General features: G+C 63.7%; 27 protein-coding genes. 12 read left to right on the top strand and 15 right to left on the bottom strand.

The window, feature by feature from the left end; genetic code table 11:
• Positions 1 to 57 precede the first annotated feature (57 nt).
• Positions 58 to 246 (bottom strand): hypothetical protein, encoded by a 189-nt coding sequence (locus JQ604_RS08460; RefSeq protein WP_212355346.1) that lies wholly within the window; start codon positions 244 to 246, stop codon positions 58 to 60.
• Between the two features lie 251 nt (positions 247 to 497).
• Here JQ604_RS08460 and ettA point away from each other — a divergent pair, with 251 nt between their 5' ends.
• From ettA to JQ604_RS08445, 3 genes are all read left to right on the top strand, one after another.
• A complete protein-coding gene (gene ettA, locus JQ604_RS08455; protein ID WP_212355338.1) occupies positions 498 to 2147 on the top strand; it encodes an energy-dependent translational throttle protein EttA in 1650 nt (549 codons plus the stop codon).
• 261 nt (positions 2148 to 2408) lie between these two features.
• Positions 2409 to 2993, top strand: a complete 585-nt coding sequence (locus JQ604_RS08450; protein ID WP_212355336.1) for a TIGR00645 family protein — start codon at positions 2409 to 2411, stop codon at positions 2991 to 2993.
• 109 nt (positions 2994 to 3102) lie between these two features.
• On the top strand, positions 3103 to 4293 hold the full coding sequence (locus tag JQ604_RS08445) for a lytic murein transglycosylase (RefSeq protein ID WP_212355918.1): 1191 nt from the start codon (positions 3103 to 3105) through the stop codon (positions 4291 to 4293).
• A gap of 60 nt (positions 4294 to 4353) precedes the next feature.
• On the opposite strand, the gene JQ604_RS08440 is transcribed toward JQ604_RS08445, so the two are convergent.
• Both JQ604_RS08440 and JQ604_RS08435 read right to left on the bottom strand, forming a co-directional pair.
• Entirely contained in the window at positions 4354 to 4620 is a 267-nt protein-coding gene (locus tag JQ604_RS08440; protein ID WP_212355334.1) for a hypothetical protein, read from the bottom strand.
• A 238-nt stretch (positions 4621 to 4858) separates the two neighbouring features.
• Positions 4859 to 5164, bottom strand: a complete 306-nt coding sequence (locus tag JQ604_RS08435) for a hypothetical protein (RefSeq protein WP_212355332.1) — start codon at positions 5162 to 5164, stop codon at positions 4859 to 4861.
• Positions 5165 to 5346: 182 nt separating this feature from the next.
• On the opposite strand from JQ604_RS08435, the gene JQ604_RS08430 reads away from it, so the two are divergent.
• The 3 genes from JQ604_RS08430 to bfr all read left to right on the top strand — a co-directional run bounded on the left by JQ604_RS08430 (position 5347) and on the right by bfr (position 6736).
• Entirely contained in the window at positions 5347 to 5673 is a 327-nt protein-coding gene (locus JQ604_RS08430) for a hypothetical protein (protein WP_212355330.1), read from the top strand.
• 194 nt (positions 5674 to 5867) lie between these two features.
• A complete protein-coding gene (locus tag JQ604_RS08425; RefSeq protein WP_212355329.1) occupies positions 5868 to 6125 on the top strand; it encodes a (2Fe-2S)-binding protein in 258 nt (85 codons plus the stop codon).
• A gap of 125 nt (positions 6126 to 6250) precedes the next feature.
• On the top strand, positions 6251 to 6736 hold the full coding sequence (gene bfr, locus JQ604_RS08420; RefSeq protein ID WP_212355319.1) for a bacterioferritin: 486 nt from the start codon (positions 6251 to 6253) through the stop codon (positions 6734 to 6736).
• Positions 6737 to 6825: 89 nt separating this feature from the next.
• Here bfr and JQ604_RS08415 read toward each other — a convergent pair whose 3' ends face one another.
• From JQ604_RS08415 to JQ604_RS08390, 6 genes are all read right to left on the bottom strand, one after another.
• Complete coding sequence (locus JQ604_RS08415; RefSeq protein ID WP_212355317.1) at positions 6826 to 7233, bottom strand: hypothetical protein; 408 nt, start codon at positions 7231 to 7233, stop codon at positions 6826 to 6828.
• Positions 7234 to 7392: 159 nt separating this feature from the next.
• Positions 7393 to 7998 (bottom strand): MSMEG_1061 family FMN-dependent PPOX-type flavoprotein, encoded by a 606-nt coding sequence (locus tag JQ604_RS08410; RefSeq protein ID WP_212355315.1) that lies wholly within the window; start codon positions 7996 to 7998, stop codon positions 7393 to 7395.
• Positions 7999 to 8065: 67 nt separating this feature from the next.
• Positions 8066 to 8419, bottom strand: coding sequence for a hypothetical protein (locus JQ604_RS08405; RefSeq protein WP_212355307.1), 354 nt, complete (start codon positions 8417 to 8419; stop codon positions 8066 to 8068).
• A gap of 144 nt (positions 8420 to 8563) precedes the next feature.
• Positions 8564 to 8911: an MmcQ/YjbR family DNA-binding protein gene (locus JQ604_RS08400; RefSeq protein ID WP_212355306.1), complete on the bottom strand. Its 348-nt coding sequence runs from the start codon at positions 8909 to 8911 to the stop codon at positions 8564 to 8566.
• A 9-nt stretch (positions 8912 to 8920) separates the two neighbouring features.
• Complete coding sequence (locus JQ604_RS08395) at positions 8921 to 9982, bottom strand: alpha/beta fold hydrolase (RefSeq protein WP_212355305.1); 1062 nt, start codon at positions 9980 to 9982, stop codon at positions 8921 to 8923.
• A gap of 141 nt (positions 9983 to 10123) precedes the next feature.
• On the bottom strand, positions 10124 to 10369 hold the full coding sequence (locus JQ604_RS08390; protein ID WP_212355916.1) for a DUF2188 domain-containing protein: 246 nt from the start codon (positions 10367 to 10369) through the stop codon (positions 10124 to 10126).
• 135 nt (positions 10370 to 10504) lie between these two features.
• Between JQ604_RS08390 and JQ604_RS08385 the strand changes: the two genes are divergently transcribed.
• From JQ604_RS08385 to JQ604_RS08375, 3 genes are all read left to right on the top strand, one after another.
• Positions 10505 to 10771 carry a DUF2277 domain-containing protein gene (locus JQ604_RS08385; protein WP_212355304.1) on the top strand — a complete coding sequence of 89 codons (267 nt, stop codon included), beginning with the start codon at positions 10505 to 10507 and terminating at the stop codon, positions 10769 to 10771.
• A gap of 87 nt (positions 10772 to 10858) precedes the next feature.
• Positions 10859 to 11065, top strand: coding sequence for a hypothetical protein (locus JQ604_RS08380; protein ID WP_212355303.1), 207 nt, complete (start codon positions 10859 to 10861; stop codon positions 11063 to 11065).
• Positions 11066 to 11070: 5 nt separating this feature from the next.
• Complete coding sequence (locus tag JQ604_RS08375; protein WP_212355302.1) at positions 11071 to 11289, top strand: hypothetical protein; 219 nt, start codon at positions 11071 to 11073, stop codon at positions 11287 to 11289.
• An 18-nt stretch (positions 11290 to 11307) separates the two neighbouring features.
• Here JQ604_RS08375 and JQ604_RS08370 read toward each other — a convergent pair whose 3' ends face one another.
• On the bottom strand, positions 11308 to 11832 hold the full coding sequence (locus JQ604_RS08370; RefSeq protein WP_349631073.1) for a collagen-like protein: 525 nt from the start codon (positions 11830 to 11832) through the stop codon (positions 11308 to 11310).
• Between the two features lie 174 nt (positions 11833 to 12006).
• Here JQ604_RS08370 and JQ604_RS08365 point away from each other — a divergent pair, with 174 nt between their 5' ends.
• Positions 12007 to 12921 (top strand): hypothetical protein, encoded by a 915-nt coding sequence (locus JQ604_RS08365; protein WP_212355298.1) that lies wholly within the window; start codon positions 12007 to 12009, stop codon positions 12919 to 12921.
• 22 nt (positions 12922 to 12943) lie between these two features.
• Here the strand turns inward: JQ604_RS08365 and JQ604_RS08360 are convergent, their stop codons facing one another.
• Together JQ604_RS08360 and JQ604_RS08355 are read right to left on the bottom strand one after the other, a co-directional pair.
• Positions 12944 to 13195, bottom strand: a complete 252-nt coding sequence (locus JQ604_RS08360) for a helix-turn-helix domain-containing protein (RefSeq protein ID WP_212355296.1) — start codon at positions 13193 to 13195, stop codon at positions 12944 to 12946.
• A 187-nt stretch (positions 13196 to 13382) separates the two neighbouring features.
• Positions 13383 to 14150 carry an SDR family NAD(P)-dependent oxidoreductase gene (locus JQ604_RS08355; protein WP_212355294.1) on the bottom strand — a complete coding sequence of 256 codons (768 nt, stop codon included), beginning with the start codon at positions 14148 to 14150 and terminating at the stop codon, positions 13383 to 13385.
• Between the two features lie 110 nt (positions 14151 to 14260).
• Here JQ604_RS08355 and JQ604_RS08350 point away from each other — a divergent pair, with 110 nt between their 5' ends.
• Positions 14261 to 14734, top strand: coding sequence for a hypothetical protein (locus tag JQ604_RS08350; RefSeq protein ID WP_212355292.1), 474 nt, complete (start codon positions 14261 to 14263; stop codon positions 14732 to 14734).
• A gap of 59 nt (positions 14735 to 14793) precedes the next feature.
• Here JQ604_RS08350 and JQ604_RS08345 read toward each other — a convergent pair whose 3' ends face one another.
• The 3 genes from JQ604_RS08345 to JQ604_RS08335 form a co-directional block, all read right to left on the bottom strand.
• Positions 14794 to 15486 (bottom strand): glutathione S-transferase family protein, encoded by a 693-nt coding sequence (locus tag JQ604_RS08345; protein ID WP_212355290.1) that lies wholly within the window; start codon positions 15484 to 15486, stop codon positions 14794 to 14796.
• 110 nt (positions 15487 to 15596) lie between these two features.
• Positions 15597 to 15848, bottom strand: coding sequence for a hypothetical protein (locus JQ604_RS08340; protein WP_212355288.1), 252 nt, complete (start codon positions 15846 to 15848; stop codon positions 15597 to 15599).
• Between the two features lie 327 nt (positions 15849 to 16175).
• Entirely contained in the window at positions 16176 to 16430 is a 255-nt protein-coding gene (locus JQ604_RS08335) for a hypothetical protein (protein WP_212355286.1), read from the bottom strand.
• A 242-nt stretch (positions 16431 to 16672) separates the two neighbouring features.
• Between JQ604_RS08335 and JQ604_RS08330 the strand changes: the two genes are divergently transcribed.
• Positions 16673 to 17113 (top strand): hypothetical protein, encoded by a 441-nt coding sequence (locus JQ604_RS08330; RefSeq protein ID WP_212355285.1) that lies wholly within the window; start codon positions 16673 to 16675, stop codon positions 17111 to 17113.
• The last annotated feature ends 202 nt before the right edge of the window (positions 17114 to 17315 follow it).

Genomic DNA, 17315 nt, shown 5'->3' with positions numbered 1-17315 from the left:
AATCGGGCAGGCGCGCAAGCGGACGGGGCGGCGGGGCGCCTCAAATATCCGGGAAGCTCAGTTCGTGCCGGGGCGGTGCTTGGCGCGCCAGGCCGGGCCCGGGCCGCGCATATAGTGCAGTTCCGGCCGGTAGGGGTTGAAGGCCTTGGCCACGAACTGGCGCCAGAAGGCGCGGAATTCGGCAAAGGGCTTGGCGTCGCGGCGCATCGCCGGGCGCGGGAGGGTAACGGAGGTGATCGTAGCCATGACGCGGCCTCTGTTTTTCCGCGGCTTCTGCCGCGAAAGACGTCTTTTTCGGCGTCGAGGACGAGTTTTGGCCTGATTTATTAAAAGATAGTTTCAATTGTCCCGACCAGCCCGCCACATGGTGTCGATCCCGTATTCATCCGTGGTGAACGGAGGGAAAACGGACGGCTCTGGTTGCGCTTTCGGGGGCCGGCCGCTACATCGGCGGCAGCAAAATTTCCTCACATCCGGATCAATTCCAGGGATCGCGAATGGCTCGCCAGTTCGTCTATTTCATGCAGGGTCTGACCAAGGCGTATCCGACCCGCAAGGTGCTCGATAACATCCATCTGTCGTTCTACCCGGACGCCAAGATCGGCGTGCTCGGCGTCAACGGCTCGGGTAAATCGACCCTGCTCAAGATCATGGCGGGCCTCGACAAGGACTATACCGGCGAGGCCTGGGTCGCCGAGGGCGCCCGCGTCGGCTATCTCGAGCAGGAACCGCAGCTCGATGCCAAGCTCACCGTTCGCGAAAACGTCATGCAGGGCGTAGCCAAGCAGAAGGCGATCCTCGATCGCTACAATGAGCTGGCGATGAACTACTCCGACGAAACCGCTGATGAAATGACCAAGCTGCAGGACGAGATCGAGGCCCAGGGCCTCTGGGATCTCGACAGCAAGGTCGACCAGGCGATGGACGCGCTGCGCTGCCCGCCCGACGACGCCGATGTCACCAAGCTCTCCGGCGGTGAGCGCCGCCGTGTCGCGCTGTGCCGGCTGCTGCTCGACCAGCCCGAACTGCTGCTGCTGGACGAACCGACCAACCATCTCGACGCCGAATCCGTCTCGTGGCTGGAAGGCCATCTGCGCAACTATCCCGGCGCGATCCTGATCGTGACCCACGATCGCTACTTCCTCGACAATGTCACCGGCTGGATCCTCGAGCTCGACCGCGGCCGCGGCATCCCCTACGAGGGCAACTACTCGACCTGGCTCGTGCAGAAGCAGAAGCGGCTGGAGCAGGAAGGCCGCGAGGATGCCGCGCATCAGAAGACGCTGGCCCGCGAGCAGGAATGGGTCGCGTCCTCGCCGAAGGCCCGTCAGGCCAAGTCGAAGGCGCGCTATCAGCGCTATGAGGAGCTGCTCAAGAAGGCGAGCGAGAAGACCACCCAGACCGCGCAGATCATCATTCCCGTCGCCGAGCGGCTCGGCGCCAATGTGGTCGACTTCGAAGGCCTCAGCAAAGGCTTTGCCGATCGCCTGCTGATCGACGATCTCACCTTCAAGCTGCCGCCCGGCGGCATCGTCGGCGTGATCGGTGCCAACGGCGCCGGCAAGACCACGCTGTTCAAGATGATCACCAAGCAGGAGACGCCGGACAAGGGCGCGATCACGGTCGGCGAGACCGTGCATCTCGGCTATGTCGACCAGTCGCGCGACGCGCTGGAGGGCAACAAGACCGTGTGGGAGGAGATCTCCGGCGGCAACGAGCTGATCCTGCTTGGCAAGAAGGAAGTCAATTCGCGCGGCTACTGCTCGGCGTTCAACTTCAAGGGTGCCGACCAGCAGAAGAAGGTCGGCGCGCTCTCCGGCGGTGAGCGCAACCGCGTGCATCTCGCCAAGATGCTGAAGTCCGGCGCCAACGTGCTGCTGCTCGACGAACCGACCAACGACCTCGACGTCGACACGCTGCGTGCGCTCGAAGAGGCGCTGGAGGATTTCGCCGGCTGCGCCGTCATCATCAGCCACGATCGCTGGTTCCTCGACCGGATCGCGACCCACATCCTGGCCTTCGAAGGCGACAGCCATGTTGAATGGTTCGAGGGCAACTTCCAGGACTATGAAAAGGACAAGATGCGCCGGCTCGGTCAGGACAGCATCATCCCGCATCGCGTGAAGTACAAGAAGCTGACGCGGTAACGAGGCGCCCTCGCAAGTCGCCGAACTTGTCGAGGAAGGCGCGCGCCCGCGGCAGCGCGTCGTGCAGGAACTGCTTTGGCTCGCGCAGCCAAAGCCCGTCGATCAGACTACATCATGATCTCGGCGCGTGAAGAGGCGGATTGCGAGGCCGCACCTTCATGACCGTTCCGTAATGCGACGTGCGGCCAGTTGTCGCTTTCCCGCCTGCGACAATTTCCTAGATAAAGCGCTCCTCATCCGAATCCCCGAGAGATAATGCAGATGTCCGCTATCACTGACGCGCGCGCCCCTTCCAAGGGCCGGCCGTTGCGCCCCGTTCCGATGCTGATCTTCGGATCGCGCTGGCTGCAATTGCCGCTCTATATCGGCCTGATCGTCGCGCAGGGCATCTATGTCGTGCTGTTCATCAAGGAACTGTTTCACCTGTTCATGCACTCCTTCGATTTCAGCGAGCAGCAGATCATGTTGGCGGTGCTCGGCCTGATCGACGTGGTGATGATCTCGAACCTGCTGGTGATGGTGATCGTCGGCGGCTACGAGACCTTCGTCTCGCGGCTCAATCTGCAGGGTCATCCGGACGAGCCGGAATGGCTCAGCCACGTCAACGCCAGCGTGCTGAAGATCAAGCTCGCGATGGCGATCATCGGCATCTCCTCGATCCATCTGTTGCGCACCTTCATCGAGGCCGGCGGGCTGACCTCGGGCAAGACCCTCTACACCGAGACCGGCGTGATGTGGCAGACCATCATCCACTGCGTCTTCATCCTGTCGGCGATCGGCATCGCCATGGTCGACAAGCTGTCGAACGCGTCGATCGAAGGCGCGCGGCAGCAGGCGGAGCATTGAGCCTCTGTTCACGGCGGTCCGGTGTCGTGATATGGCTCACGGCACCAATGGCGACGGGATCCGCGGCGTGAACAGGCTGGCTCTTGCATTCCTTTTCGCGCTGCTCGCGATGGCAACAATCTCGTCGTCCGCCCGTGCCGCCGACGCCGCCTTCACGCAGTTCGTCACCTCGCTGTGGCCGGAGGCGCAGGCCGCCGGCGTCTCGCGCGAGGCGTTCGAGCGCGAGACGCGCGGCCTCGAGCCGGATTACAAGCTGCCCGACCTGATCCTGCCGGGACGGCCGAAGACGGGAGCCGCGGCGCAGGCCGAGTTCGTGCAGGTGCCGGCGGATTACATCAAGGACGCCTCGATCGCGCGGCTCGCCGGCGAGGGACAGAAGCTGCTGCAGAAATATCGGCCCGCGCTGAACGAAATCGAGAAAAAATTCGGTGTGCCGGCCACGGTCGTGCTCGCGATCTGGGGCCGCGAGACCGATTACGGCCGCTACAAACTGCCCTACGACACGCTGCGGGTGGTCGCGACGCAGGCCTATGTCGGCCGCCGCAAGGATCAGTTCCGTACCGAGTTCATCCTGGCGCTCAAGATCCTCAGTGATGGCGTGGTCTCGCGCAAGGAGATGACGTCGTCATGGGCCGGCGCGACCGGCTACACCCAGTTCCTGCCGTCTGAATACTACAAGCACGGTGTCGACCTCGACGGCGATGGCAAGATCGACATCTGGCACTCAGTGCCGGATGCGCTGGCGTCAGCCGCGCAGCAACTCGTCAACAAGGGCTGGCAGCCGGGCCTGCGCTGGGCCTATGAGGTGAAGGCGCCCGCCAATGTCGATTGCACGACGGGCGTGCCTGAAGTGACCAAGCCGATCGGCGAGTGGCTGCGCGCGGGCTTTGTGCCGGTGCGCGGGCAAAAGCTCAGCGCGGCCGAGCAGGCGCAGCAGGCATCCCTGTTGCAGCCCGAAGGGATCTACGGCCCGGCGTTTCTCACCACGACGAATTACTTCGTGATCAAGGAGTACAATTTCTCCGATCTGTACGTGCTGTTCGTCGGCCATCTCAGCGACCGTATGACCAGCCCGCTGCCGTTTGCGACGCCGTGGTCGGCCTCGAGCCAGTTGCGCTCCGCGGATGTCGAGGCGATGCAGAAGCATCTGACGCGGATCGGTCTCTACAAGGACAAGCTCGACGGCAAGGCCGGCATGCAGACCCGCGCGGCACTCGGCGCTTACCAGAAGTCGGCCGGCCTCAAGGTCGATTGCTGGCCGAGCGATGCCGTGCTGCGTGCGATGAGCGCGGCGCGCTAAACAAAAGCCCGGCCTTGCGGGCCGGGCTTTCAAACTCGAAGCGCGGATCGCGCGGTCGACTTAGTCGCAGACCTCGACGCGGCGGAAGCGCCAGCCGTAGCCGTCCCAGAAGCGCTCACGGACCATGCGGCACGGGGGCGGGGCTTCCTCGACATACACCGGACCACCATAGGCCGGGCGGCTCGATGCGATCGCGCCACCGATGATGGCGCCGCCGATCAGGCCGGCTGCGATGCCTGCGCCGACGCCGCGCTGGGCGTGAGCGGGGGTCATCGACGATGCGGCAATCGTTGCGACAGCGGCAAGTGCGGCCAATGTCTTCTTCATTTCCTTCAGGCTCCTGGACATGGCGCTGTGGGGTGGCGCCGGGTTGGGTGATGCGCACGCTGGATTCGAACTCTGTCGCACTAGACAGCGCAGAACAGTCAATCGAACGTAAACGTCGGCGGACTGATCGGCCGAGAAAGCGGCCTTTTCAGGCCCTTAAATGGCAAAAGTCCCGGGAAACCGTCGGTTCCCCGGGACATCGCTGCAGATTTAATGGAGATGAACGGCTGCGAAGGCGTCAGTCGCAGACGCGGACCCGGCGGACCTGCCAGCCATAACCATCCCAGAAGCGCTGGCGCTGCCAGTAGCAGCCGGGGGGCGGGCCGTAGCCGGGATCGACCACATAGGCCGGTCCGGGGCCGTAGTAGCCGGGGCCATAATAGCCGTTCTGCGACGCGATCGCGCCGCCGACGATGGCGCCGCCGATCAGGCCGGCAGCGACGCCAGCCGCGACACCGCGCTGTGCTTGGGCAGGGGCGGGGACCGCCACGGCCGAAACCGCCAGGGTGGCGGCGGCGCAAAGCGCCATCAAAGTCTTCTTCATGGCCTCACCTTTCTCTTGGGAGAACAGGACCGGCTTGCAAGCGGTCTATCGTGGGCGAAAGTTCCACATTTCGCTTGAATGATCAATGAACGAGACGGCCTCATTTGGCGACGAATGGGGCAGACAGCAGACATTTTGTTGCTGTGCACAGGTGGGCAATGGCCCGAAGTGGAGCGTCGGCGATGAGCGGAATGATGGGGTTGGCGATCGCGCTGTGCGGTGCGTCCGTGGTCATCTACGCGCTGATGGCGGCCAGGCTGGACAGCAGCGGTGTCAGGCGCAGGACGGCGTATGGCAACGATACCTTCGATCGCTCCTCGAGCTACGATCGGTCTTCGAGCTACGATTCCGGTAGCAGCTCCAGCGGCTGGAGCTTGTTCAGCAGCGACAATTCCAGCTCGTCATCCAGCGCCAATGATTCAGGCAGCTGCAGCAGCGACAGTTCAAGCTCCAGTGACAGCGGCAGCAGTGATTGCGGCGGCGGCAGCGATAGCAGCAGCAGCGATTAGAGCGGCGCCCCGTAAAGGCTGCGAGGAGGGCGTCCGATGAGGGCGTCTATGACCTTGATCACTTTTAGAGCCGTTCCAAAGTGAATCCTGCATCAGTTTGGAATTGCTTCAAAAAGCGTGTTTTGCACTTCCCACCGGCGAGGCCAGCGAATATCGAAGAAGGCAAGCATCACTGACGGACCTGCCATACTTCGATGATCGTCTGTTCCTGCAACGTCCTGAGCGACAACGATGTCCGCAACGCGGTCAGCGCTGGCGTGACTCGTCATCCGAAGCAGGTCTATGGCTGCCTCGGCTGCAGCGCCGAATGCGGCCGCTGTGCCCGCACCATCAAGGCGATCATCGATGAGGCGCTGGGCCCTTGCGCCAAGGCCTGCTGCTCCGGCTGCCCGCACAGCCATCCCCACGCGGCCAACGACGAAGACACCGCCTTCGAGCTCGCGGCCTACTAAGTTCCCGTTTTGGATCTTATCCCCGAGACCGCTTGTCGCGGACGGTTGCTCTCGTCAAAAATCTGATTTAGAAGCGTTCTAAGTTCGGATTTGGGCCGAGTTGGCCGCGAAAGATGGAGTGAATCATGCAGGGCGACCCGAAAGTCATCGATTATCTCAACAAGGGCCTCCGCAGCGAGCTGACTGCCATCAACCAGTACTGGCTGCACTATCGGCTCCTCAACAATTGGGGCCTGCTGGAGATGGCCAAGGTCTGGCGTAAGGAATCCATCGAGGAGATGGAGCACGCCGACAAGTTCACCGACCGCATCCTGTTCCTCGACGGCTTCCCGAACATGCAGGTGCTCGATCCCTTGCGCATCGGCCAGGACGTCAAGGAGATCATCGAGGCTGACCTCGCCGCCGAGATCGGCGCGCGCACGCTGTATCAGGAAGCGGCGACCTACTGCCACGGTGTCAAGGACTATGTCAGCCGCGACCTGTTCGAGCAGCTGATGAAGGACGAGGAGCACCACATCGATTTCCTCGAGACCCAGCTCGACCTGATCAAGCGGATCGGTCTCGAGCTGTACACCCAGAAGCATGTCGGCCATCTGCAGGGTGAAGACTGATCGTTGACGGCGCGCCCGAGCAAGCGTGCATGGAATCAAAAGAGGCCGCCCACGGGGCGGCCTCTTTCATTTTGAGATCGCACAGGCGCTCAGTAGCAGCGCGTCACGTTGACGGTACGATCGCCGCTGCGGCCGGGGACGGTCACGCTCTCGGTCGAGCAGCTCGAGATGTAGGGACGGTCGGACGGGACCACCGCGGGCGGATAGCGGTGCGCCCAGTCCCACGGCACGTCGTATTTGTAGGTGTAGTTGACGTCGCTGGAGACCGGCTGCTGCGGCACGTCGGCGACCACCGCGCCTGTCGGACCGTAGTAGAAGCCGCCGCCCGGGAAGAAAGTGCCGGGGACGCGGTGGTGATGATGACGGAAGCCGGGATGCATCTGGGCGAACGCACCGCGCGGCGCGGTTCCCGATCGCGCGAACGCATTGTCCGCGGCAAGCATCAGTACGACGGCACTGAAGGACGCCATCAGCGTCCCGTACTTTCGATACGACATGGCACGCACTCACTGTTATCTCAGCTTTGGACGGACGCTAAGCCGTGCCCCACGGCGCCCGCAAACACATCCTTAATTGTTGGTTAAGCAATAAGATTAACGCCACGCGCTGTCGCCTCACGACCGCGCGAAAGCGACGTCATGTCGCGCTGGAAGCGCCTAAAGCTGGGTCTTGTAGCGCTCGTAGACGGCTTCCTGGCTTTCGGGTTCGCCCAGCGAGGTCTGCTCGTGAATCACCGTGCTGATGCTCGGAAACACCTTGCGCTCGACGCGGGTGTCGGCCCCCCAGAGTTTGGAGCGCATCAGCGCCTTGCCGCAGTGGAAATAGGCTTCCTTGACCGCGATGCGCAGCACCGCGCGCGGCGGTTTGCCGAATTCGATCATCTGCGACAGCAAATCGGGATCGGCCGTCACGCTGCCGCGGCCGCCGACGCGCAGCGTCTCGTCGATCCCCGGCACGAAGAAGATCAGTTGCAGGAAGCCGGAGCCTTCGACGATGTTGCGAAAACTGTCGATGCGGTTGTTGCCGGAACGGTCCGGCATCAGCATCTCGTTCGGCCCGGTGACGGTGACGAAGCCCGGTGTGCCGCCGCGTGGCGAGGCGTCGACCTCGCCGTTGGCGCCCGAGGTTGCCAGCACGCAGAACGGCGACATCTCGATGAACTTCTTCGCGTGCACATCGATCTCCGGCCGCGCCTTCGCGATCACGCGCGGGGAGGGCTGCGGATAGATCGAGGCAAGATCGGGAGCGGCGAGATCGGTCACGGCATGTCTCCGGTCAGGTGATGCCGGACAGTAACATCCGAGGCTGCCGTCGTCACCTCGATGTCATCTAAACCGCATCCGCGGGCACGAAGCAGCTGATGATGATGCTGCCGCGGTGGTGCACGTACCAGACCACGGCCTCGCCGACCGGATTGCCGCGATCACGGATGATCGCGCGCTCCGGCACCATCATCCATTCGCCCTCGATCGGCACCCAATAGGCGCCGTTGCGGACGTCGTAGCTGGTGCGATGGCCGTCGGAGATGTCGCAGCAGGGCACGCCGTTCGGCGCCATCACGCTCTTGAACCAGGCGCGGATATCCGGCGGCACGTGATCGTACTGGCCGTTGTCGAAAGCGAGCGCAGCACCTGCCAGCACCGAGAGCCACGCCAGCACGACGATGTGCGTGAACCGTCGCATCCGTATCCTCCACGTCACGTCGCGACGTTTCTTGCGCCGTCGACGAATCCTGTTGTTGGAGGGATTAGGCACGAGAAGCGCGCAAGATGCATGCTCAAAGAATCAGCGTTGTCGCGGCATCGGTAATTGATGCGATGCGAAAATTCAGCTGCGCTTTGCGCTGCGCGTTTTTGCGGCAGGTTTTGCGGTGATGTTGCCCCACGCCATCTTGAGTGCACTCTGCAGCGTCGTTGCGTCGGCCTTAGCGAGGCGGACATTGGTGGCGCCGCCCTTGCCCCAGCCGCCGGGCACCGGCCGGAAGATCTCCGGCTCGGCCTCGACCACCATCGTCTGCTGCTCCGGCGTCAGCTTCACCATGCCCCAATCGTCGTCGGGATAGCCGAGCGTCGCGAAGATGCGCTTGCCGACGCGAAAGTCTGCGTGGCCCTGATGCGCGCCCTCGACCGCGTCGGGCAGGCTCAGCGCGACCTTGCGGAAGCGGGCTTGCGACATCGCGCCGCGCTACATCGTTCGCTGCGGCGCGGTCTGCAGCAGCTCCTGCAATTGCTTCGCATAGAACTTCGCATTGCCGGTGGTGAGGTGGCCGCGCGTGTCTGAACTCGCCGGGATCAGATAGATCTTGCCGTTCCTGATCCGCTTCACCGCGGCTTCGGTGACGCCGGTCTCCGGTGGATTGCGCTCGTCGTCGGCAGCGTTGATCAGCAGCAGCGTCGCCTCGATCTTCTCCATGCCGGCGGAGGGATCGTAATCGTGCGAGGACTCCCATTGATAGATGTAATCGTTGGCATCAGCGGTGACCGGCACCGCCAGTTGATCCTCGAGCATCTTGTCGGCCTGCGCCGAGGTCGGCGCCTGCATCTGATAGGCCAGCGTGCCGCCGGCGCTGGCGAAGCGATAGGCTGTAATGGCGTATTTCATCATCCGCGGCTGGCTCGTGTAATTGCCGCCGGCGTAGTCGGGATCATTGCGGATGGTGTCCAGCATCGCGCGCCGCAACAGCCAGTTGCGCGCCGCCATCGCGGTCGGTTGCGAGGCCATCGGCACCAGCACGTCCATCATCTGCGGGTAGCGCGTGCCCCAGATCCAGGTGTGCATGCCGCCCATCGAATTGCCGATCACGAGCCGCAGATGCTTGATGCCGAGGCCCTCGGTGATGAGGCGGTACTGCGCGTCGACCATGTCGTTGTAGTCGTATTTCGGAAACGCAGTCCGCATCGCGTCCGACGGTTTCGAGGATTTGCCGTGACCGATGCCGTCGGGAATGATGATGTAGTATTTCGCAGCATCGAGCGGCTGGCCGGGGCCGAACAACTCGCCGGCGAACGTCGGCGTCAGCATGCTCGCGGCCGAGCCGCCGGAGCCGTGCAGCACAAGCACCGGCTGGCCGCCGGGATCGCCGACCGTGGTGTAGTGCAGCTTGAGTTCCGGCATGGTCTCGCCGGAATGGAATTTGAAGTCCTTTGCGACCCATTCGCCGTCCTTCGGCGCGGGATAATCTGCAGCCATTGCCGGTACCGATATCGTGAGCAGGGCGGCCGCCAGCGCCGCGCGAAGGATGTGCATGCGTTTTCTCCCGTAGCCTGGGCCACCTTGCCGGGGCCTCTTGGTCGCACAACTATCATGTCGCGTTGACGCAGCCGAGACCGCACATTGGCGAGCGCTCAGGAAAATTTTCGACCACGCGCGGCTGGCGCGGGGAATAGATCAGGTGCTGTCCTCGACATCGGTCTCCGGCCGGTCGCTGCCGTCGGCGGTCTCGGTCCGCCACTTGCCGTCCGGTGTCTCGTACATGATCGCCTCGGTACGGCCGGGCACGCGCTGCTCGGCGGCGGCACGGCGGGCCGCGGCCAGCGCCGCGCCGTGGGTCGGGAAGGGCTCCGAGAACACACCGTTGACGGTATAGGCCCAGCCGCCATCGTGCTGGACGATCTTGTAGGTCACGCGGCTCATCGGGAACCTCGCTTCGCCTAGGGTGAGGGGCAACGCAGCACCGCTTGCCAGAATAGACCACGATGTCGCAATTTGCAGCAGCCGATCGTCCTTGGAGTGTGATGGCCCGCGCTGGACGGGCCTGAGGAGACTTTCATGTGCCGCAACATCAAGACGCTGTTCAATTTCGAGCCGCCCGCGACCGAGGACGAGATCCACGCTTCCGCGCTGCAATTCGTCCGCAAGCTCTCCGGCTTCAACAAGCCGTCGCAGGCCAATGAGGCGGCGTTCGATCAAGCGGTCGCGGAGGTCTCCGAAGCCGCCCGGCGGCTGTTGACGTCGCTGCACACCACGGCGCCGTCACGCGACCGCGAGGTCGAGGCCGAGAAGGCGCGGGAACGGTCGCGGCTACGCTTCGGATAAGCGTGGCGGGGTCCGTGACAGCGCTCACGGTGCTGCGCCGCGAGATCAGGCAGGGTGGCCCTTCATTCCGGCTCCTGGAGCCCTGCCATGAAGCCCACTGTTCCACTCAAGCTGTGCTCGATCGCCTTCGCCGTGCTCTGGACCTGCGGCATGGTGCTGTCGAGCGGCGCGATCGATCGCGTCAACATCATCATCATGTCGATCTGCGGCGCCTTGGCCGGCGTCGGCTGGTATTTCGCGATGCATTGGGTGTTCCAGTTCATCGAACTGCTGCCGCCGCACGATCAGGGTTAGTCGCCATGTTGGGACGCGTGATCGGATGGCTGACGCTGATGGTGCTGACCGGCCTTGCCACATCAGCGCTGCACGGCATCATCGAGCCGCGCCTGCCGCCCGGCGAGTGGCACGTGCTGGTCACGAGTATGTTCATCTTCGTGGTCTGGCCGGCGCTGACCTGGGCGCTGCGCGCACTGGCCGGACCTTACCTGCTCGCGTTCTTCAACCTGCCGTGGCTCTGACCGCCGGCAATCACCGCGCTACTTCTTGTCTTTCTTGTCCTTGTTGCGGTGCTTCTTCTTTTTCTTGCGGTCGTCCTCGTCTTCGTCGTCGGCGAAATCGCCGGCATCGACGTCGTAGGCGATCGCTTCAGCAGCCGCGCGCTCCGCGGCCTCGTGCTCGGCATGCTCGGCGGCTTCACGCTCTTTGGTGCGCTTGTAGTCTTCGTAGGCGTCGAAGATCAGGTGCAGCCAGGGCATCACCTGCTCGATCGACGGCAATTGTCCGGGCGGGCCGGCTTCGCCGCGCGGCCCGGCCGGTCCCTGGGGGCCTATCGGCCCGGCTTCGCCGCGGGCGCCCTGCGGTCCCGCCTTGCCCTCAACGCCGGGCTTGCCTTGCGGACCGGCCTTGCCGACCGCACCAGCCTTGCCCTGCGGGCCCGGCTTGCCGCGGGCACCTTCCGGCCCGGGACGACCGGGATGGCCCTGCGGACCGGGACGGCCCGGCTCGCCCTGCCGGCCTTGCGGGCCAGGGCGGCCCTGGCGGGAAGTTGTGTCGTCAGCCACTGTCATACTCCGTCGCTTCGAAGCCGCTTGTATCAGAGGTTCGATGACGGCTTCAATGAACGGGCCGCCGTCCGATGCGTGTGATCAACAGTCATAATTCGCGCGGCCGGCGCCGAGGAGAGCGCGGTGCGACATATCGAGGTGACTTGCGACCGTCCGGCTGCGGACATTCTCGTGACACGCGTGGACGTGTGCGACGAGGCAAGCTTTCGTGCCAGCGGCGTGCTCGATCTCTATTACGAGCTGTTTCCGCCGCACGAGCGCGACGATCCCGACGACATCGTGCGCTGGGTGCTGACCGATGACGTCGGCGAGTTGCGCTGCTTTGAGCTCGATGGCGAGCAGATATCGTATCGGCTGGACTCCCGCTACGTCATCCTGCGCGCCGAAGGCCGCGCGATCGGGCTCGGCTTCTTCACCTATGACCATGCCAGCCGCCTGATCTATTGCAACTATGTCGGCGTTCATCGCGACTGGCGCCGCGGCGGCATGGCACGCGAGTTTTATCGCGAGACGATCAAGCTGTTCGATAGCGAGCTGTTCACCGACAATCTTGGCGTCGTGCTCGAAGTCGAGCCGTTCGATGGCGACAGTCTGGAGCGGATCATCGACGATCTCGAGCGCTCGGGCGAGCGGCAGCTTGCCGCGCATGATCAGGAGACGGTCCGGAAATTCCTCCGCATCACCTGGTACGACAAGCTCGGCCACTCATTCCTCGTCGACGCGCGAAGCCGGCTACCCCTGTCGTGCCGATCGCCTTGCCTCGATCCGGAGCTGCCGCGCGCGGCTTGGGCCGGAGAGGAGGCAGGCTATTGGCTCATGTGGCACGCGCGGCCCGGCGTCGTGCCTGATGCGCACGATCTCTGGCGCGCCGCCGTCGAGACCATCTATGTCGAGATCCTCGCGAAATCTCTCGTCGCGGAGGATGCGCAGCGTCGCCGCGACTATTGGAAATACACGACGGGCCTTGTCGCGGACACGTTGCGCGCGACCGACGCGGAACGCGTCGGCCTCGGCAGCTATCTCGGTCCCGATGACCGCCCGTGGCTGCCACGCTGGCGACAGCTCGGGATTGATTTGCCGATCTGACATGCAAGGACTCGCTGAAAGCCTACTCGCTGTAGGGCGGCACCTCGATGCCGTCGGCGGCGTATTCGCGGATCTTGTTGCGCAGCGTGCGCACGGAAAGGCCGAGCACGCGGGCGGCGCGGGTGCGGTTGCCGTCGCAGCGCGCGAGCGTCTGCAGCACGAGCTCGCGCTCGATCTCGCCGACGGTCGCGCCGATCAGCAGCGGGACGATTTCATTGGGAGCCAGCAGCGGCGCAGGGACCTCCGGCACGGGCAACACGGACGCGTACGACATCAACACCTCCCGAAAAACGCACCGCCTTCCTCGTCGAAAGCGGACATCGGATACCAACTACCCCGCCGCGGAACGTGTCCCCGTTTGGTTAACGGTTTCTTAACGGCCCCGTAAGATCACGGGAATACCCCGAAAGCGTCACGATTGATGGCACAGACCGCGTAAGCGCTGGCACAGACCGCCTAGCCTAGATCGTGCGGTAGCCGCCATCGACCATCACGATCGAGCCGGAGACGTAGGCAGCGAGATCCGAGGCGAGGAAGATCGCGGGGCCGACGATGTCTTCCGGCTTGCCGGGTCGGCCGAGCGGGGTGTGATCCATGAACACCTTGACGAGATCGGGATTGGTCGCGCGCACCTTCTCGTTCAGCGGCGTCTCGATGAAGCCGGGGCCGATCGCATTGACGCGCACGCCGTCACGGCCGAGCTCGGCGGCGAGCGCCTTGGTGAAGCCGAGCACGCCATGCTTGGAGGCCGTATAGGCCGGCGAGCTCGGCGTGCGCAGATGCACGAAGGACTGGATCGAGCCGATATTGACGATGCGTCCCTTGTTGGCACGGATCGGTGCAAGGAACGCGTGTGTCACATTGAACACGCCGGTGAGGTTGATCGAGATGATGTCCTCCCAATCGGCGATCACGGCCTCATCCGCGCCGAGCATGCCGTTGCGGCGGGCGATGCCGGCATTGTTGACGAGGATCGTGACCGGGCCCACCTTGTCGGCCACTTGTTTGGCCATCGCGACGCAAGCGTCGCGTTTTGTCACATCCAGTGCGAAGCTGTCGGCCTTGCCGCCGGCGTCGCGGATTTCCCTCGCGGCGGACGCCGCCGCATCGCCGTTCATGTCGAGCAGCACCACGCGGGCGCCCTCGCTTGCATAGCCGGCCGCGATCGCGCGCCCGATGCCGGAAGCAGCACCCGTGACGACGGCGATGTGATTGGCGAGCAGGGGCATGGCGTTCCTCGTTTGTGATTGTTGGTCGTGACAAGCTTATTCAAACCTGATCGAACTGAAACGCCAAGCCGTGTTTGCGCGTTGCTGTCATCCCGATTTGGATGACGCACATGGACCCACGGATCACACAATGGAAGCGCGCGATCGATCAGGGCTGGCTGGCATCCGAGCCCGATTATCGCGACATGGCACAGCTCGTTGCCGAGATCGCCGCGAGCGATAGCGACGAGCCATTGCGGCAGGCGGCGGCGCAGGTGCTGCCGATCCTGCGACAGGCCGCCGCAAGGTCGGCCGATCGGCGCACCCGCGAGACCGCGCACCGCAGGCTCGGCATCGTCAGGGATGCGCTGCATGTCGCGACCGCGCCGCGGTTCGGCCTGCGCGGCCTCAAGCCAAAACCGCTGACGCAGGAGGAGCAGTATCGCCAGCTGCTCGGCCTGCCGCTCGGCCGGCGGCTGGCGACCACCGAGATCCATCAGGCCTTCAAGCGCGCCGCCAAGACCGTGCATCCCGATGGCGGCGGCAATGGCGAGGCGTTCCTCGCGTTATCAGCGGCGCGTGATGCGCTGATCAAGCATCACTAGGGCATGAACCGGAAAAGTGTGAAGCGGTTCTCCGAATAGATCATGACCAAACAAGGAGGCTACACGCTCACCTTCGCGTGGATCGCCTTGCAATGCCGCACGATGTTGTCGTGGGCGACCACGAACTGCTTCAGCGGCGTATCGATGTCGTAGAAATAGATGTTGGCGATGAAGCCGTAGAGGCCGGCGTCGATGCTGGTCGGCTTGTCGCCATGCACGTAGCCCTGCGGCGAGATCACTTGCGCGATCGCCGCGAGATCGGCGAGGCCGCGGGCCATCGCGGCGTCGGGATCGAAGCGGCCGATGCCCTGGTAGTAGTAGCGCTGGGCGTTGTACTCCTTCGCCTTCATCAGCCCGTCGGCGGTGACGCTGGAATGCTCGCGCAGCAGCGCGTCGCGAAACGCCGGCCAATAGCGCTCGTCCTTCCAGCGCGAATACGACATCACCCAATAGAGATCGTCGAGCATCCGCGTGATCAAGAGATCCTCCGCGCGCTGCGCAGGCGTGAGCGCGGCGTCGATGGTGAGGCGATATTTTCCGGTAACGTAATGGAGGATGGTCTCGCTGTCGCCGACCGTATCGTCGCCTTCGACGATGTAGGGCAGTTGCCCGCGCGGCGCCTTCGAGGCATCGAAGATGTGCTGGTGCCGGAACGGCACGCCGGCGAGTTTCAGGAACGCGTAGACCTTGAGGCCGTAACCGTTGTTGTCGGCGACGCCGAACAGCTGTGGGTAGGAATAGAGCGTGAGCATGATGCCGGCCCGCAAGCTGAGTGATGGTACATCCGCATCACTCAGCTTAGGTCATGATGCAATGAGTTGCCATCGCATGGTGACCTGATTTCTTTTGGGCTGCGATCAGCTCAGAGCTTGCACGTGCCGTTCTTGAGCAGGCCGTCCTTGACGGCGAGTGCGCCGGTGAAGGTCGCCTGCTGTTTGCTGATGGTCCTGTAGTCGGCCGGGAAGGGCTTTGTGGGAACGCTGTTGTCCCAGACCTGGCACACGCCCGTGCCGTTCCAGCGGATCAGATGGAAGCCGGCCTGCGCGGGGCTGGTGGCGGCAAGCGCGGTGAGGGCAAGGGTCGAGGCAGCACAAAAGGCGTAAACCTTACGCATATGGTATCGCTCCTGTTGGGAAAAACTTGAGCCGGCCCTCGGCGCTGTCACGCGAGCATTGAGGGCGGCGCCTGCTTGCAAAACCAGGCAACAACTGAGTGTGACGCAGCCGTGATTGGGTTCAAATTGCGGCGTGAGTTTGGATTAAGAAAAAGGCTGATGAGATTGGTCATCGGCCTATGCGCGACGCTGATGCGCACTGAGATCTTGTAGGGTGGGTTAGGCGAAGCCGTAACCCACCAATCCCGCGCACGAACGAAGATGGTGGGTTACGCCTCGCGAATGCGCTTTGCGCATCCGCGCAGCTAACCCACCCTACGCGATCACTCAGAACGAGCAGCTGCCGTTCTGCAGCATGCCGGTCTTGGTGGCGAATGCGGCTTCGAAGGTCGGCAGCTCCTCGCTGACCACGACATAGTTCGCCGGCCACGGCGTGGTCGGGATGCTCTGGTCCCAGATCTGGCAGAAGCCGGTGTCGTGCCAGCGGATCAAATGATATGGCGTGGCGCTGGCCGGGCTCGTGGCGGCGAACGCAGTAATGGTGACGGCGGCAGCGGCACAGAACAGCGACAGACGGCGCATGGGGAGTTCTCCGGTTTGAAAAACGGGGCGCTCCGCGAGTGCAATGGTCGGGAGCTAAGGGACGTGCGCCCCGGACATGAATTGGGTCACGGAACCCCCTGTCGAGGTTCAAACGCGATACAGTCCACATCAGCGTGATTCGTCGTCGCTTTTGTTTGGAGCATGATCTCCTCGGAAAACCGCTTCACACTTTTCCGGATCATGCTCTAGAACCGTTCAAGAGAATTCGGGGAGACACCTCCATGAAAATGCCGTCCATCCTTCGCGCTGCGCTCGTCGCACTCGTTGCTCTCAGCGCAAACGTGCTGTCGTCGGCCGCGCAGGCCGATAGCGGCTTCGTGTCGCTGGTGATCTACAAGGCCGGCTGGGTGATCGGCGGAAGCGGCGGCAGCGGCACGCTGACCTTCCGCGGCCGCACCTACGCGCTCTCCACCGGCGGCCTCGATTACGGCCTGGTGTTCGGTGGCTCGAAGACCGTGCTACGCGGCCGCGTCAGCAACATCAACCGTCCGAGCGACGTCGCCGGCGTCTACGGAGCCGCCGGTGCCGGCCTCGCCGTCGGCCGCGGCGCCCGCGCCATCGTGCTCACCAACCAGAAGGGCGCGGTGCTGGAACTGACCGGACAGCAGGTCGGCCTGATGGCGAACGCCGATCTGAGCGGGCTTGCGATCACGATGCGGTAGGGCGTCGTCGGCTTCGCGCTCGACACAAATTCCGACGTCGTCCTGGCGAAAGCCAGGGGACCCATTACCACCGAGCTTTGTTGTGAAAGGGATCGTGGCCCCAGCGTCGCGCAACAAGCGGCATGCGGGGTAATGGGTCCCCTGAGTTCACAAACGAAGTGCAACACTTCCGACTGGAGGTGTTGCCATGGGGCGGACTTAC

The organism is Bradyrhizobium jicamae, from assembly GCF_018130695.1.
In the GTDB taxonomy this organism is placed as follows: Bacteria; Pseudomonadota; Alphaproteobacteria; order Rhizobiales; family Xanthobacteraceae; genus Bradyrhizobium; species Bradyrhizobium jicamae_B.
This window is presented reverse-complemented; position numbering and strand designations above follow the sequence as displayed.